Raw genomic sequence first — 14,266 nt, forward strand, 5'->3', positions numbered from 1 at the left:
TCAAATCAATTGGTATCTGAATTCCCGGCCACTTAAATGTCTTAACTGGCGCACACCAATCGAGATCTTCCTGCTTAATTTACGTCATTAAATTCGTTCAAGTTATTTCTTGCAATCTGCCAACCATTAATTTAACGTTGAATGTGTTGCCTAATCAAATTGAAATGGGGATTAGCGTTCGACCATTTATTCCTGAATTGGAAAAGACACGGGCCAAGGTTAATCAAGCACTACGTGAAATGAATGCGCAACAATTGCTTAACCAGATTGATTCAATGAAGACAACTGTTGGTGCTTATACTGACTTGATTTCACAACACGCGGTACTCAACAAACCGGAAACTGTTGATTTGATAAGCTCAACAGTAAATCCGTTTAAGGCGCAAATTAACAGTGATTTAGACAAGTTGAAGTCTAGTGTATCTAGTGACATTAATGATGCTGTTAGCAAGAGTGCTTGGCACACGATTATCAGTAACGGCACAATGCTGAACGGCTGTGGTGGCTGGGTAGCTGGTCAACTCATGTATAACGATAGTGTTGCCTTTGGCCGGCTCTTTGGCTATGTTGAAATCCCGGCAGGTGGGCCAACGATTGACTTTGCAACTAATCCCTTTGGCTCAACTGTGGACTGGACTAACAGCACTTTGCAACAAATCGTACCTCTGTGGCCAGCTAACGGTAATGATGGTCGTCCAATTTTAAGTGTTGGCTTTGAGCAAAATGCTTCTAATCTTGGTCTGTGGAACATTATCAGCGCTCAAGCCAATCCGATAACTAATGAAGCATACCACATGTTCTTCAGTATGCCGTTTACGACCTTCCCAAGTAAAATTCACGTTGAGTAGGAGGGACAAGAATGGATAATAATTTAGTACAAATTTGGCTGTATGATACGACCAATGAAAATAAATTAATTGGCGAAGCTTTTGTTTCTAAAGATACTGAATTGACGACTGGCCAAACTTCAGTCAAGCCTAAAGACGGTCTTTACGGTACGCCACGTTTTGACGAAGAAGACCAAGATTGGTTCGGTATGAGCCGTGAAGAATGGCTGAAAACACACCCGTTTCATGATAGCGGGCAACTCAATCAGCCTAGTCAGCAGCAAGAATTAATGGCAACATTGATGAAGCAGAATGCTGCTTTGTCAATGAAGTTACAATCACAAGTCAAGGCACAAGCGACGGTCAACGCCACGTTAATGAAGAGCATGGCAGAACTGAAAGCTAACGCACAACAGGAGGCATAAAAATGGCTAACGATGTAATGTTTAATGTTTACAAGTCCTACTTCTCAATGGGACTTTTTACCGCTGATGATATCAACTTATTTGTTTCTGTTGGTGACTTATCACAAGCACAAGCTAACGAAATCTTACAAGCAGAATAGAAAATACATAGTCGCCTCCGAAAATCACAATACATAAATAAGTCCTGCTCGGTTGAGTGGGGCTTTTCTTGTGGGCGGCTTTGAGAAAGGAGAAAACAATGCGAACTCTCGAATTGAACCAAGATTGGGGTGCTTGGAAGTTTGGTGATACCGATGCGGTCATGACCTTTTCCGCACGGACTGACGGTAAAGCGCCAAGCGTAAATAACAAGACGTTGACCTTTGAAATCGCAAAGGGTAATGCAACTGTTCGCCAAGACTATATTGCGTCGGCTCCAGGTGAATCAGATGACGATGGTAGCACAGTGGCTTTACACACGTCGGATTTAACCATGCTCAAGCCGGGTACTTACTCAGTTGAACTGTGGATCACCGACAACGATACTAAGAAGACTTCGGTTTATCCATCTGATGGTTTCTGTTCCTTCACAATTGATGAAAACACGATGGCGGTCACCGATGTAGCCAACATCAAAACGATGACACTAGAAGCCGTTTACTCTGACTTGCTACAAAAGATTGATGCCTTTAAGTCTGGTAAGCCTGGCAAGGATGGTGCTACGCCGAAGCTGATCCCTGGTAAAGTCACTAAGCTACCGGCTAATGCACAACCAGGCTTTTTGCTAACTCCAACGGCTAGTGATCCTAACACCTATGTTCTGGATCTTAACCTTCCACAAGGAATTCAAGGCCCACAGGGTGCTTCAGTTAAGGGCCCACAAGGTGCGCAAGGTAATGATGGTTTAACACCAAACATTGGTGACAACGGTAACTGGTTCCTTGGTGCCACCGACACTGGCGTCCATGCTCAAGGGCCTAAAGGTGATATGCCGGATGTTTCCAACTTCATTACTTCGGCAACATTGGCTCAAAATGTCACGGTCATCAATGCGGCAATTGCCAAGCGGGTTACGAAAGAAGACTTCGATAACCTACAAACTAAAGTCGACAACAATGTGCAAAACACAACGAAGAACGCCGGTGACATCTCTAATCTGGAGACAACAGTGGAAGACCATGACAAAGCCATCAAACAGCTGCAACAACAACTTAGCAATCAGAACGATGCAATCAAGAAATTGCAAGAAAGTGTATCTAAACTTACTGCTAAGCCAAATAGTAATAGTGCGATAGCAAGCAATGTAGACAGTGGATTGGCAAAGCCAGCTACTAGTGAAGCAAAACCAGTAAATAGCGGCACGGCAGGCGCTTCGGCAAGTATCAGCTCATCAACTAGCACCAGTGGCTCTTTGAGTACTCACGGTTCGCTGTCAATGCCTAATTCCAGCAAGTAGGGAAGTGATATGAATGCACACCGTAGGAGGATATAGCTGGGACGAGTGGGCGGCTTTGAAAGAAGGTGGGGAAATGCCACACGGCATGTTTGGGCTTGGTTGGGGCGAGGTTGTTTCGCTTGGGACTCTGATCGTGGTAGTCCTTAACTATATCAAAACAGGTATATCAAACACGGCACACGAGTCTAATCGCAAGGATATGGAAGACCTTAAGGATAAGCTTACCGACTTCAAGCTAAGTGTTGGTGAGCTATCAGGATTGTTGAAACAGCTAAATCGTGACCTAGCTAATCTCACTAAGCGCGTCAATCGGCATGGTGATGAGATCGACAAGATTAAAATTGACGTAGCAAAGATCAAGGAAAGATTGGGGATTGATGATAATGAAGGCAGCAAATGATATTTTTACTTGGTTATTTCAGTCTGGAGCCATTGTATGGCTTTTTTATTTTGCCCTGGCAATCGCTAAGCCCTTTGTCGACAACAAGATCAAGCACGCTAAGACGGCTCAGCAACGTGAAGCGTGGGAACTACTTGAGCAGGTAGCCATGACCACCGTTAACTCACTGGTCAGCGCAGACAAGCCAGGCCGCCAGAAGTTCGACGAAGCTTCCACACAAGTTGCGTCTTACCTGGCTGATCACGGTATCAAGATGGATATGGGCACTATCCAGTCAGCTGTACAAGCGGCCTATGAGAAGTCACCACTGACGACACCTGTAAATGAGAGCACGGTAAAGCAGGCAGCTGATGGTCTTTCAACAACGATCAAGTCGGTATCTGCCGATAAAATCAGCGCTGGTAAAATTCACACGGACTTCACTCAGGCTACCCCAATTACTGCGTCAGCACCGACTCCAGCAGGCGATCCAGTCATGGACGCAATCGCACAGGCACCTAACCGTGCCAACGATGTAAAGGAGGGATAACATGGCTCTGTATACTGTAGACGTTTACTCCAATTCTAGCGATGCCATTATCCGTGATAGTCACGCCGATGGCGTTATCGTCAAGGCTACTCAGGGCACTGGCTACGTCAACCCACGATGCAATCACCAGTGGGATCTAGCAGGTTCCCTAGGAAAGCTTCGGGGCCTGTATCACTACGCAGGCGGCGGTAATCCAGTTTCAGAAGCACAATACTTCATTAGCAATATCAAGAACTACGTGGGCCAGGGCATCTTGATCCTCGACTGGGAATCATACCAGAACGCATCATGGGGCAACTCGAATTGGGCCCGGCAATTCGTTGATGAGGTCCACCGTCTCACGGGCGTTTGGTGTGTCATCTACGTGCAGGAATCTGCTCTGTGGCAGGTTGCTAACTGTGCCAATACCTGCGGCGTCTGGGTTGCCAAGTATGCTTCAATGAACTGGAATAGCTGGACATTGCCTAACATGGGTGTCAGTGCTGGTGCCTTTGGTGCCCTGACTGGTTGGCAGTTTACTGGTGGCGATATGGACCGCTCAATCTTCTATATCAGTAAGGAAGGCTGGCAGGCCCTCGCAAACCCTGGTCGGAATGGCTGGCAGGGTAACGGCAACACCTGGCACTACTTCGAGAACGGTACCGAAGTCAAGGGTGACTGGCGTAAAGTAGACGGCAAGTGGTACTACATGGACGCCAACGGGAACACTGTATCCGGCTGGCAGAAGATCAACAACCGCTGGTACTCCTTCAACGTCAACCACGATGGCGCCTTCGGTGCCGCTTTAACTGGCTGGCAATGTATCAACGATCGCTGGTACTACATGGACCCGGAGAATGCTTGGTGTGTCACTGGCTGGAACAAGATCAACGGCAAGTGGTACTACATGGACCCAACCAACGCATGGTGCCTCACGGGATTACAGACGATCGGTGGCAAACAATACTATCTTGACCCAACGAATGCCTGGATGGTTACTGGCAAGCAGACGATCAACGGTGTAGAGTACACGACTGACGACAGCGGCGCTCTCCATACCGTAGCTAAGCCACAGCCTACTCAGCCGACGATTCCTGATCAGCCGACTGAACCTGCTAAGCCAACGGTCACGCTGTCAGACGCTGATCGGCAGGCAATCGTGGACGATTTGAAACCATATATCAAAGAGGTAGTAAAGCAAGAAATTGCGAACGTTGGGAGGTGAGTAGATGAACGACTTAAAAGCACTCTCAGTTTTAACGCAGAAACGCACTGAAGGTGTCCAAACTTATCTTTTCCAGCTTATGCAAGACAAACGGCCGGCACTTCCTGAAAGCAAGTATCGATATGTAGCTTCGTTTGCCACATCGGAATCACTTGTAAAACAGGTCGATATGACGATCAATCAAAGACTGATTGAATTTAACTCTGATCAGATTCTTGACTTACCAGCAGGAGTTTATCGACTTGAAGTCTATGAAATAATTGACAATGTTATTCATGCTATTTTCCCATCTAATCGTGATCTGAAGTTCACAGTGCTGTATAACACAATGGATTTACCAAACGGTACAGTCTCATCACTGACTTTAGACGAGTTCAGAAAACGGTTTGAGGACTTGGCTAAACGAATTTCAACAGGGACCTTCGAATCACCAAGGTTTAAGTCTGGCGAAGTAATTACTGTCGCACCAGATCAACCAGCTTCGGTGGAAATGATCACGGCTGATGATGGAACCGTAACAATTAACTACCACATTCCACGAGGCAGAGATGGTGATAGCTGGAAACCATACATTTCTGAAGATGACGGACACTGGCATATCAAACTTTTAGATAAACCAACAGAAAGCGAGGAAAAATAATTATGGCATTAAAAACTGATATTGATTTAGGCGTTGTAGCACGTGGGCCAAAGGGTGAAATAGGCCCTGTCGGTCCACAAGGCCCCGAAGGTAAGCAAGGCCCAGCCGGAGAGCAAGGAATTCAAGGACCAGCCGGACACGGATTTACCGTTGATAAGACTTATCCTTCCATTGCTGAAATGAATGCTCATTTTGCAGATGATATTAAGGAAGGCGACATGGCAATGATCGCCAGCAATGTTAACGACCCTGACAACGCAAAGCTTTTCATTCGGTCTAACAATGAAATGAAGTTCTTGTCTGACTTATCAGGGGCTCAAGGTATCAAAGGCGATAAGGGTGATCAAGGGCCACAAGGCGAGCAAGGAATTCCTGGTACAGCCGGGCAACAAGGCCCTGCTGGTGAACGTGGTCCGGTGGGCTATACTTACCAACCATACATTGCAGATGACGGCAACTGGCACGTTAAACTTGTAAACCCAGACGGATCAACTAACTAAGGAGGTGGCCCTATTGCAGAACAAAAAAATGCCTAGTGACATCGACTTGAAAGTACCTGCACGAGGGCCCGCTGGGAAAGATGGTAAAACACCTATACGTGGTGTCGATTACTGGACTGATACAGACAAAAACGAGATTAAAAAGTGGCTTGATGATGCAATCCTAAACGGGAAGTGGTGATCAAATGTCATTAGACGACAAGATGACAGAGCTGGCTGATGCAATTCGAAAAAGCAAAGGCATCAATGATAAACTTGGTATTTCTGACATGATCAGCATCTACAGACGTAAGTCATCTAAGGCAACCACAAAATATTTTTTACAAAATAACGGTCTATATATCTATGAGGGTAAAGATGTTGACCTTGAGCTTTCCTCACAGATTCCCGCTCAATCCGATTTAAAAATGACCATCTCATTTTCAGGCGGTGGGACATCAGCCGGAAAGCCGACATATCAATTTTTTCTAACGTTTTATAATCGAAAAAGCGGAAAAGATAGCGGGCTCACTGAAGAGATAGATTTGACGACTACTTACTTCACAAACTTCCAGGGGCCGGACTATAACTTTGAGATCAGAAACAACGATTTAGCTTATGACATGATTCATGTTACTTGTAAGGCTCCAGGTGGTGGGCGTGGAATTCTCTCGTCTTTGAAGATCTCCGGTGAGCCTGCTTCTCAGCCGATAGAAAAGCTGACCACCGTTAAAGAAGCATATACATCATTAGGCGATAGCTTTCGGAAACGCTTCGGGGTTGATCAGCCTTTGACCATCGACCAAATGATTACACTAGCAAAGAACGAATGAAACTTGGAACTTAACGATAATAATCTAAGGAGATGAAACAATCTCCTTTCAGTTTAACCGTGACCCAGAGGCGTGCAGAAAGCGTCTGCTGGGTCTTTTTTATTATGCTATAATATGATCATCTTCTTTTGAAGATTACCTTACAGGCTCTGCTTCGGCAGGGCCTTTTATTTTTGATATAAAAGTACATTATTTTAGAGAAAAGTATTGTTTTTTATACTAAACGTGGTACTATATAGTTGTAAGGTAATTAAGAACAAAGGAGATAATTAAAATGACAAACTTCAGTACAAAAAAGCAACTTGTTGAAAATGGTAAGAGCGAAGTATTCAACAACTGGCACAAGATGTTTGGGATTGGCAAGGACGAATTCCTTGAGAATTTAAAGTGGGTTTGCGAAGATCCAAGAAATGGCAAATCGACCGTTAGTAACAAGCACAATGGTTTAACTCGTGAGATCGCCATTAAGGCTAATGCAGAAGCCATGAAGCGCGCAGAATACATGGCCATGAATGCAGAAGCTCGCAAGATGTTTGGTGAAAGCTTCGACGAAGATAAGTGTGAAGCCCACATCATTAAACTGGAACGTAAGGTTAACGATATCGATGCTACTGAGTACTACGATATCAATACTGGTAAGCTTTTCAGTACCACTAACTTCATCGCTATCAGCGCAACCGACCGAATCTAATGAGAATTAAATATTACATCTATAAATACAAGTATGAGGGGCATTGCACCCTCATTTCTGATTCTTACGACTCTAAAAGCAAGACAATCGAGATCGAATTGACACCAGAGCAGGAAACCTATATCAGTTCATTATCCGAAGTAGCAGTTGACTACGGCTTTTTCGTGCAGGTCGCTTCACGATACTACAACAAGGTACCAAGATCATACGATGAGGGCAACCATACGATAAAAATCGTAGTCCCGAAAGGCCAAGTTGGCATGGTAAAAAAACATAGCCAACAGTTTGTCACCAAACGGCGGAAATTTAATGCTACTAAGAGCGTCAGGCGTAAGCGTGAATGGCGAATGCGACACTTTTACTTTGGTGTCCACAATATTCTTGATCAGACTCGCAAAGCGTACTTAATCCGACTGTCAAGTGATGCCAGCTTCTGGTTTCCTAAAGGCTTAGTACGGAAGTACGACGGCTACTATGGCGGTGTGATTATCGATGAAATAACTTTAAAAGATGGTGAAACAGACGATCCTCTTTCCTTTAAAGATGTATGGCGTCACCTAGGCAGCAGAAAAAAAGCACTTCGACAGGGTGGTGTGATCGATGATCAGTCTGATCGCCATGTGCCACCGAAAATAGCGCCAAAGGAGGTGAAGGCGGATGATCGGCTTAAACGCTAGTCAGAAGCAAGCCATCAAAAAACTGGAGCAACTGCGAGTCGGTGCGCTCTTCATGGAACCGGGCACTGGTAAGACTCGGACTGCCATTGAGCTTATCAACTCATCACAAGCCGACTTCGTGCTATGGATAGCGCCTTTTCAAACGAAGGCCAATCTTAAAGCCGAATTGCAAAAATGGGGGCTACGGAAAAAATACCGTATCGAAGGCGTTGAGTCGCTTAGTAATTCTGACCGACTTTATGTCGAGCTGATCAATCAACTCAAAAAATATCAAAGAGCTTTTATGGTAGTTGATGAGTCACTGAAAATTAAAAACCGCCATGCCATCAGGTCAAGGCGAATACTGGGATTAGGTAAACTGACATACTATCGACTGATCTTAAACGGAACGCCTTTGAGTAGAAACATTTTAGACTTGTGGGAGCAGATGGAGTTTCTAAGTCCGCTTATCCTTAAAATGACCTTTTATGAGTATAAAGACAAATTTTGTGAGTACTCCCACTTCAAAAATGCCAACGGCCAAAAAACCGAGTATATCGATGGCTACGCTAACGTCAAGTATCTTTACTCGCTGATCGAGCCGTATGTCTTTGATGCTAAACTTGACCTGAAAATTGCCGAAAACGAAAAGCGGGTTGACTACTGGGTTTACAATCCTGATGAGTATCAACGTTTGAAAAGGAAACTGCTCCAAGATATCGGTTCGATGAGTGACTACGATGTCTTAGGTACAATGCAGAAGATGCAGCAGAGTTACTCGTTAGATGAAAACAAACTGGATACCGTCGATGACCTAATGAAAAAGCTTAGGCGGCCGTCAATCATCTTTACAAAGTACGTCAAGACAAGGGAAAAGCTAACCGTTCGTTATCCCCATAGTTTGGTGTTGACGTATGGCAAGGGAGCGTTGGGCTTAAACTTACAGAAATACAAAAACATCATCTTTTATGATAAAACCTGGGATTACGCCCAGCTGGAGCAGGCCAAACGCCGAATTTATCGCCTAGGACAATCAGAAGATGTCCGCTACTACTTTTTAGACGGCGACCTAGGCCTAGACAAGATGATCGATGGTTCGATCGAAAGAAAGTCCACCATGTTGCGTGACTTTAAGTACGCTAGCAAGCATTTCGGAAGAAAGGAGTTGATTAAGCATGCCCTCTAAGCACTACTTAGATATCAACGTTTACGAAGCTAGTCAGCAACGCTTTGCCTATCTCTTTAAGCATTTTGAAAATGTTTTAGTTGCTGTATCAGGTGGCAAGGACAGTGCTATTTGTTTTAACTTGGCCTATCAGTATGCCAAGAAGCATAGCTGTCTGGATAAGCTGAGCATCTACTTTTTAGATTATGAAGCTCAGTATAAAATGACGATTGACTTCACTAAAGATCTCTTTGATACACATTCAGATCTCAGAAGATACTGGTTATGCCTGCCAAACTCAGTGCCGTCAGCCACGTCAATGCAGACTGGGCTGTGGGTGCCGTGGGAGAAGGCTAAGCAAGACATCTGGGTACGACCGATGCCAACAGAAGACTATGTCATCAATGAGGATAATGTACCTTGGGACTACAAACCGGGTACTGAAGACTATAAAGCCCAGGAAGATTTCACTAAGTGGTTTTCATCCACACACGGTACCACCGCTGCTGTAATCGGCATTCGAGCGAATGAGTCGATGAACCGTTTCCGGGCGATTAAGTCCCAGCACAAGGTCAATGCTTACGATGATAAAGAATGGCTAGTAGCTAAGGATAAGACAACAATCAACGCTTATCCGATCTATGATTGGACAGTTGATGATATCTGGATTGCTAACGCCAAGTTTGGTTGGAAGTATAATCACTTATACGACTTGTACTATCAAGCGGGCTTACCAGTTGATAAAATGCGGGTTGCCAGCCCGTTCCTGTCAGAAGGGCTAGGCACTTTGAAGTACTACCAAGCTATCGAACCCAACACGTGGGCCAAGATGGTTGGCCGCGTTAATGGTGTCAACTTCGCCGGGATCTACGGTGGTACTACATTGATGGGCTGGAAATCAATCAAACTGCCAAAAGGCTACACTTGGAAAAAGTATCTGAAATTCTTACTGTCTACGCTTCCAGAACAAACCCGAAAAGACTACCAGAAGATCTTCAAGACATCGATTGAGTTTTGGGACAAGCGTGGTGGTGTGCTGGATGACCAGACTATCCAAGAATTGAAAGACGCAGGTATTCCACTGGAAATCAAGGGTAGAACGAATTACCGCACAAAGAAAAAGGCGGTGGCTTTCCATGAGTATCCAGATGATGCTCCAGTCACAAAATTTAGAACAGTGCCCAGCTACAAGCGGATGTGTATCACTATCATGAAAAACGATCACACGGCCAAGTACATGGGCTTCGCCCGCACTAAGGCACAACAAGAAAAGAGAAGAAAGGCGATGGAAAAATATGCCAACATCTTATAAAAGCCCGGCTTACAATGTACGACCGGTACCAGTAGAAAAAATAGATGCCAACAGCTACAACCCAAACCGAATGGCACCCCCAGAAGACAAGCTACTATATCAATCCATTAAGTGTGACGGCTACACTATGCCAATTGTCTGCTACCAGAAACCAGACGGCAGGTATGAGATTGTCGATGGTTATCACCGTTACACGACTATGCTCAAACACAAAGACATCTACGAGCGTGAGGGCGGTAAGCTGCCTGTTGCAGTGATCGACAAGCCACTTGATGACCGGATTGCTTCCACAATTCGTCACAACCGGGCACGTGGTACTCACAACGTCGATTTAATGGTTAATATTGTTAAAGAGCTTAAGGATTCAGGAATGTCCGATGCTTGGATTATGAAAAATATTGGTATGTCAGCAGATGAACTATTGCGACTGAAGCAAGTCAGCGGATTAACGAGTCTTTTTAGCGACAAGCAATTTTCGAAAGCGTGGAAATGATGAATGAGTTTGAAAAAGCAAAGGCGTTTATCGCTGATAAAAACAATTCTTTACCAGAAGTCAGCAAGAGGATAGGCATAGCGTTGCCTACCTTGAAGGCTTATCGCTCGGAGCCGGATAAGTTACGAACAGCGGCCTGGGAACGAGTCCATGCACTAGCTGGTGAGTATGATGCCAAACACTAAGTAGAACCTCATCAGCAAGCAGCATTCGACGTTAGTTGACACGTTGGAGGAAGCACTGGCAGCACGTGAGCGGTTGCGTGAGAAATGGTGGCCGGGATATAAGAGCAAGGATTAAATTATCGGTGCAATTTTGATTGATTTTGCACCGATTTTTTGTTTCACGACCACAAACATTATAGAAAACAAAAATAATGAAAATAGTTTCAGAGAGTACCATTGAAATGTCAATTGTCTTGTTTATTATCAGTCTTTTGGTGCTGATTGTTTTGCCCAATCTGGCCCAGCAGCGTAAAAATGCCAATCGAATCCATCGGCACGCCATGACAGCAGTTGTCCAAACCCAAGTTGATGCCTATGAAAACGAGACGGGCACCGATCGGGTCACTCTTGAAGAATTACGTCGCCATGATTACCTGACTAGTGCCCAGGTCCAAAAGGCGAAGAAGGAACACATCTCAATTGTCAACGGAAAGGCGGTTGCACCATGAGCCGGCGCCCAGCCTTCACGGTGGTTGAGATGATCGTTGTCCTCGGGATGGTCGCCCTGCTTTTTACCCTGATGATGCCACAGTTGAATCCGACCCGGACACAAATTGCCGAGCAGGAGTTTTGGCACGCAATGCGGCAAAATTGGCAGTGCGCCCAGGCAACGGCACAAATTCGTCACCAGGGAACCAATATCATTTACGATCCAGACAATCAACAGATTCTTTTTCTCGCTGACGGGATTAATACGAAAGTTAATATTCCGTCATCTTTGGAAGTGATGCGCTTTAAGGATATCGAGATGCACGCGGATGGATACGTGCGCCCCCGGACAATCATCTTTGATTCGCCCGGTCGGCACCGGCGTTATCTGATGAAGATCCAATTGGCCTGGGGAGGATACAGTCTTGAGGAAGAAAAATACTAAGGGTTTTATTCTAGCCGACAGCTTGGTGGCCCTGTTTATTGTGACTTTGGGAATTGGAATGCTAGCGATGGGGCAAAAACAATTGCTTTACCAGCAGCGCCAGCACCAGGTTCGGCTTTGTGCAGCCCGGTTAGCCAAAGAAGCAACGGATAAATTAGTTGCTACGAAACGCACCGCTACTATTCGGCGCGGGGATTACCGTGCCCGGGCCCAGCGGCATCGAGTGACGGTGTGGTACCGGCAGAAAGTGGTGGTGAGTCTGCGATGAATAAACAAGCAGGATTTACAATTGCGGAAAGCATCCTGGCACTTTTGGTGACTGCTTTGGTGATGGTGTTGATTAACTTTGCCCTGTTTGCACTTCAGCGGATCAACCGGCCTGGTTTAGGCCAAACGGCGGACTGGTATATTTTCTTGCGAGAAATGGAGAGCCCGGATCATCACTTTATCTTAGAAGAGGTTGATGGCCAGAGTGAACTGGTTGTCAAAGAACCCAGCACAGGTCTGAAGTATCAATTGCAGGGTCGCGACACCTTTTACCTTACGGCGGTGGAGCATGGTGGTTATCTACGGGTACTGGACAATATTAAAGGGGATCAATATTCTTTTACCCAGTTGCCTGGTGCGCGTGTTTTAGTGGAGGTGGAACGAACAAATGGTGAACAGAATACGGGAATTATCCAGTTTTATCAAAAATAGACGCGCTGGGTATGCCTTATTGACCAGCATCGTTTTGCTAGGCTTGATTTGCCTGACGGTGGTGTGGCAATACTGCTACTATGCTGCCCAGTGGCAATTGGAAGATCAGCTGGCGCGGGAGTTTTTGCGGGCAGCTAGTCGTAATTTGACAATTGAAAAATAAGTGTCTGGGGAAAGCGGATTCTTGAATTTATTCCGTATTATCGGTAAACTATGTAATGGAATGATTGTAATCTAATGGAGGTGACCAACACTGGCACAACAAACACCACAACAATTATTTCAATTGTTTGATCGCGGAACCGAGATACTGCAAGCGGCCCTGCGTTCTTCCTACCTTGATGCGTTATTAGAAAATATCGAAAACGTCATCAACCATGACATCCAGGTTGAAGATGGGATCCCGGACCAGACAACGTTAAAGCAGCTCGAACAGCTTTACGCTCAGTTGGATTTGGAGCACGCCGATGCCGAGACGCTCCGGCAGCTCGTGCAGCTGAGTTTTTTGAAGGTGATTCGTAAGGATGCCATTCAGGCCAACCACCAGATGACACCGGATACGATCGGCTTTTTGATGGCTTTCCTGATTGAAAAGGTGACGAAGCTGAATCGTCCCTATACGATCTTTGATCCAGCGGTCGGCACTGCTAACCTTTTGACGACGGTAATTAATGCCCTCCAAAGGGTCAGTCAAGAACCCGTTCACGGTTATGGTATCGACAATGACCCGTCAATGCTGGAAGTAGCGAGTGCAAGTGTTGCACTGCAAAAGCTTGACGTTGACCTTTATCATCAGGATGCCATTGATGCCTTGGACATTCCTCAATGTGATTTAGCTGTGTCAGACTTGCCGATTGGTTATTACCCCTTGGACCAAAACACGGGGAATTACCAGACGCGGGCTAAGCAGGGACATTCTTACGTGCATCACCTGCTGATTGAGCAGTCAATGAATTATCTGCGACCAGGTGGTTTCGGGGCCTTTTTGGTACCAAGTAACCTGTTTCAAACTAAGGAGTCACAGTCATTCGTTAAGTGGATTCAGTCGGTTGCTTACTTACAGGGGTTGATTAACCTGCCCGCCGAATTGTTTGCCAACCCAGCAGCACAAAAGTCTATTTTGTTGTTGCAGCGGCATGGTGGGGACAGCAAGCAAGCGGTCAAGGTCCTGTTGGGAGAATTCCCGTCTTTCAAGAAGAAAAAGGAATTCGCCGACTTTGTTGCAGAAATCGACCACTGGGTGGCCACGAATTTAAATCCCGGTTTGTAAAATTAAGTTAGAAACATAAAAAAGCCATCTGTGATAGACTTTTGAATAACCACAAACAAAAGCAAAGGATATCACAAATGACCTATCATCATCTTACCACACGCGAACTG

23 protein-coding genes are annotated in these 14,266 nt (G+C 45.4%); all 23 read left to right on the top strand.

From position 1 onward, the window contains the following. Nucleotides 1-146: 146 nt before the first annotated feature. The 23 genes from OCT58_RS08640 to OCT58_RS08750 all read left to right on the top strand — a co-directional run bounded on the left by OCT58_RS08640 (nt 147) and on the right by OCT58_RS08750 (nt 14,156). A complete protein-coding gene (locus OCT58_RS08640) occupies nt 147-848 on the top strand; it encodes a hypothetical protein (RefSeq protein ID WP_267202464.1) in 702 nt (233 codons plus the stop codon). An 11-nt stretch (nt 849-859) separates the two neighbouring features. Beyond that, nucleotides 860-1,252, top strand: coding sequence for a hypothetical protein (locus tag OCT58_RS08645; RefSeq protein ID WP_267202465.1), 393 nt, complete (start codon nt 860-862; stop codon nt 1,250-1,252). 2 nt (nt 1,253-1,254) lie between these two features. After that, the gene (locus OCT58_RS08650) at nt 1,255-1,392 is read left to right on the top strand and encodes an XkdX family protein (RefSeq protein WP_267202466.1); all 138 of its coding nucleotides are present in this window, start codon (nt 1,255-1,257) and stop codon (nt 1,390-1,392) included. A gap of 98 nt (nt 1,393-1,490) precedes the next feature. Next, nucleotides 1,491-2,687, top strand: a complete 1,197-nt coding sequence (locus OCT58_RS08655; protein WP_267202467.1) for a hypothetical protein — start codon at nt 1,491-1,493, stop codon at nt 2,685-2,687. 13 nt (nt 2,688-2,700) lie between these two features. Further along, nucleotides 2,701-3,087 (top strand): hypothetical protein, encoded by a 387-nt coding sequence (locus tag OCT58_RS08660; RefSeq protein WP_267202468.1) that lies wholly within the window; start codon nt 2,701-2,703, stop codon nt 3,085-3,087. Further along, a complete protein-coding gene (locus tag OCT58_RS08665) occupies nt 3,071-3,616 on the top strand; it encodes a phage holin, LLH family (protein WP_267202469.1) in 546 nt (181 codons plus the stop codon). Before OCT58_RS08660 ends, OCT58_RS08665 begins: the two co-directional genes overlap by 17 nt. 1 nt (nt 3,617) lies before the next feature. Beyond that, a complete protein-coding gene (locus OCT58_RS08670) occupies nt 3,618-4,820 on the top strand; it encodes a GH25 family lysozyme (RefSeq protein WP_267202470.1) in 1,203 nt (400 codons plus the stop codon). A gap of 4 nt (nt 4,821-4,824) precedes the next feature. Further along, entirely contained in the window at nt 4,825-5,460 is a 636-nt protein-coding gene (locus OCT58_RS08675) for a hypothetical protein (protein WP_267202471.1), read from the top strand. A 2-nt stretch (nt 5,461-5,462) separates the two neighbouring features. After that, complete coding sequence (locus tag OCT58_RS08680; RefSeq protein WP_267202472.1) at nt 5,463-5,960, top strand: collagen-like domain-containing protein; 498 nt, start codon at nt 5,463-5,465, stop codon at nt 5,958-5,960. A 13-nt stretch (nt 5,961-5,973) separates the two neighbouring features. Further along, entirely contained in the window at nt 5,974-6,141 is a 168-nt protein-coding gene (locus OCT58_RS08685; RefSeq protein WP_267202473.1) for a hypothetical protein, read from the top strand. Between the two features lie 4 nt (nt 6,142-6,145). Continuing rightward, nucleotides 6,146-6,772 (top strand): hypothetical protein, encoded by a 627-nt coding sequence (locus OCT58_RS08690; protein ID WP_267202474.1) that lies wholly within the window; start codon nt 6,146-6,148, stop codon nt 6,770-6,772. Between the two features lie 274 nt (nt 6,773-7,046). Continuing rightward, nucleotides 7,047-7,463 (top strand): hypothetical protein, encoded by a 417-nt coding sequence (locus tag OCT58_RS08695; protein ID WP_267202475.1) that lies wholly within the window; start codon nt 7,047-7,049, stop codon nt 7,461-7,463. Next, nucleotides 7,463-8,140, top strand: coding sequence for a hypothetical protein (locus tag OCT58_RS08700; protein ID WP_267202476.1), 678 nt, complete (start codon nt 7,463-7,465; stop codon nt 8,138-8,140). Before OCT58_RS08695 ends, OCT58_RS08700 begins: the two co-directional genes overlap by 1 nt. After that, nucleotides 8,121-9,305 (top strand): SNF2-related protein, encoded by a 1,185-nt coding sequence (locus OCT58_RS08705; RefSeq protein ID WP_267202477.1) that lies wholly within the window; start codon nt 8,121-8,123, stop codon nt 9,303-9,305. Before OCT58_RS08700 ends, OCT58_RS08705 begins: the two co-directional genes overlap by 20 nt. After that, nucleotides 9,295-10,596: a DUF3440 domain-containing protein gene (locus tag OCT58_RS08710; RefSeq protein ID WP_267202478.1), complete on the top strand. Its 1,302-nt coding sequence runs from the start codon at nt 9,295-9,297 to the stop codon at nt 10,594-10,596. The genes OCT58_RS08705 and OCT58_RS08710 overlap by 11 nt, the downstream gene beginning before the upstream one ends. Next, nucleotides 10,580-11,089, top strand: coding sequence for an IbrB-like domain-containing protein (locus tag OCT58_RS08715; RefSeq protein WP_267202479.1), 510 nt, complete (start codon nt 10,580-10,582; stop codon nt 11,087-11,089). Before OCT58_RS08710 ends, OCT58_RS08715 begins: the two co-directional genes overlap by 17 nt. Beyond that, a complete protein-coding gene (locus tag OCT58_RS08720) occupies nt 11,086-11,274 on the top strand; it encodes a hypothetical protein (RefSeq protein WP_267202480.1) in 189 nt (62 codons plus the stop codon). Before OCT58_RS08715 ends, OCT58_RS08720 begins: the two co-directional genes overlap by 4 nt. Nucleotides 11,275-11,465: 191 nt before the next feature. Further along, nucleotides 11,466-11,762: a competence type IV pilus major pilin ComGC gene (locus OCT58_RS08725; protein WP_267202481.1), complete on the top strand. Its 297-nt coding sequence runs from the start codon at nt 11,466-11,468 to the stop codon at nt 11,760-11,762. Continuing rightward, nucleotides 11,759-12,187 (top strand): type II secretion system protein, encoded by a 429-nt coding sequence (locus tag OCT58_RS08730; protein ID WP_267202482.1) that lies wholly within the window; start codon nt 11,759-11,761, stop codon nt 12,185-12,187. Before OCT58_RS08725 ends, OCT58_RS08730 begins: the two co-directional genes overlap by 4 nt. Continuing rightward, complete coding sequence (locus OCT58_RS08735) at nt 12,168-12,455, top strand: hypothetical protein (protein WP_267202483.1); 288 nt, start codon at nt 12,168-12,170, stop codon at nt 12,453-12,455. The genes OCT58_RS08730 and OCT58_RS08735 overlap by 20 nt, the downstream gene beginning before the upstream one ends. Next, complete coding sequence (locus OCT58_RS08740; protein ID WP_267202484.1) at nt 12,452-12,886, top strand: sensor histidine kinase family protein; 435 nt, start codon at nt 12,452-12,454, stop codon at nt 12,884-12,886. The genes OCT58_RS08735 and OCT58_RS08740 overlap by 4 nt, the downstream gene beginning before the upstream one ends. A gap of 19 nt (nt 12,887-12,905) precedes the next feature. Continuing rightward, entirely contained in the window at nt 12,906-13,049 is a 144-nt protein-coding gene (locus OCT58_RS08745) for a hypothetical protein (RefSeq protein ID WP_267202485.1), read from the top strand. Nucleotides 13,050-13,172: 123 nt separating this feature from the next. Next, the gene (locus OCT58_RS08750) at nt 13,173-14,156 is read left to right on the top strand and encodes a class I SAM-dependent methyltransferase (RefSeq protein ID WP_368669259.1); all 984 of its coding nucleotides are present in this window, start codon (nt 13,173-13,175) and stop codon (nt 14,154-14,156) included. Nucleotides 14,157-14,266 lie beyond the last annotated feature (110 nt).

The sequence above is a fragment of the Limosilactobacillus kribbianus genome (genome assembly GCF_026413145.1).
GTDB lineage: Bacteria > Bacillota > Bacilli > Lactobacillales > Lactobacillaceae > Limosilactobacillus > Limosilactobacillus kribbianus.

What these genes read in the sequence shown, in the direction of transcription:
- OCT58_RS08645 (WP_267202465.1), top strand. Translation starts at nt 860, where the DNA reads ATGGATAATAATTTAGTACAAATTTGGCTGTATGATACGACCAATGAA.
- OCT58_RS08650 (WP_267202466.1), top strand. Translation starts at nt 1,255, where the DNA reads ATGGCTAACGATGTAATGTTTAATGTTTACAAGTCCTACTTCTCAATG.
- OCT58_RS08655 (WP_267202467.1), top strand. Translation starts at nt 1,491, where the DNA reads ATGCGAACTCTCGAATTGAACCAAGATTGGGGTGCTTGGAAGTTTGGT.
- OCT58_RS08660 (WP_267202468.1), top strand. Translation starts at nt 2,701, where the DNA reads ATGCACACCGTAGGAGGATATAGCTGGGACGAGTGGGCGGCTTTGAAA.
- OCT58_RS08665 (WP_267202469.1), top strand. Translation starts at nt 3,071, where the DNA reads ATGAAGGCAGCAAATGATATTTTTACTTGGTTATTTCAGTCTGGAGCC.
- OCT58_RS08670 (WP_267202470.1), top strand. Translation starts at nt 3,618, where the DNA reads ATGGCTCTGTATACTGTAGACGTTTACTCCAATTCTAGCGATGCCATT.
- OCT58_RS08675 (WP_267202471.1), top strand. Translation starts at nt 4,825, where the DNA reads ATGAACGACTTAAAAGCACTCTCAGTTTTAACGCAGAAACGCACTGAA.
- OCT58_RS08680 (WP_267202472.1), top strand. Translation starts at nt 5,463, where the DNA reads ATGGCATTAAAAACTGATATTGATTTAGGCGTTGTAGCACGTGGGCCA.
- OCT58_RS08690 (WP_267202474.1), top strand. Translation starts at nt 6,146, where the DNA reads ATGTCATTAGACGACAAGATGACAGAGCTGGCTGATGCAATTCGAAAA.
- OCT58_RS08695 (WP_267202475.1), top strand. Translation starts at nt 7,047, where the DNA reads ATGACAAACTTCAGTACAAAAAAGCAACTTGTTGAAAATGGTAAGAGC.
- OCT58_RS08700 (WP_267202476.1), top strand. Translation starts at nt 7,463, where the DNA reads ATGAGAATTAAATATTACATCTATAAATACAAGTATGAGGGGCATTGC.
- OCT58_RS08705 (WP_267202477.1), top strand. Translation starts at nt 8,121, where the DNA reads ATGATCGGCTTAAACGCTAGTCAGAAGCAAGCCATCAAAAAACTGGAG.
- OCT58_RS08710 (WP_267202478.1), top strand. Translation starts at nt 9,295, where the DNA reads ATGCCCTCTAAGCACTACTTAGATATCAACGTTTACGAAGCTAGTCAG.
- OCT58_RS08715 (WP_267202479.1), top strand. Translation starts at nt 10,580, where the DNA reads ATGCCAACATCTTATAAAAGCCCGGCTTACAATGTACGACCGGTACCA.
- OCT58_RS08720 (WP_267202480.1), top strand. Translation starts at nt 11,086, where the DNA reads ATGATGAATGAGTTTGAAAAAGCAAAGGCGTTTATCGCTGATAAAAAC.
- OCT58_RS08725 (WP_267202481.1), top strand. Translation starts at nt 11,466, where the DNA reads ATGAAAATAGTTTCAGAGAGTACCATTGAAATGTCAATTGTCTTGTTT.
- OCT58_RS08730 (WP_267202482.1), top strand. Translation starts at nt 11,759, where the DNA reads ATGAGCCGGCGCCCAGCCTTCACGGTGGTTGAGATGATCGTTGTCCTC.
- OCT58_RS08740 (WP_267202484.1), top strand. Translation starts at nt 12,452, where the DNA reads ATGAATAAACAAGCAGGATTTACAATTGCGGAAAGCATCCTGGCACTT.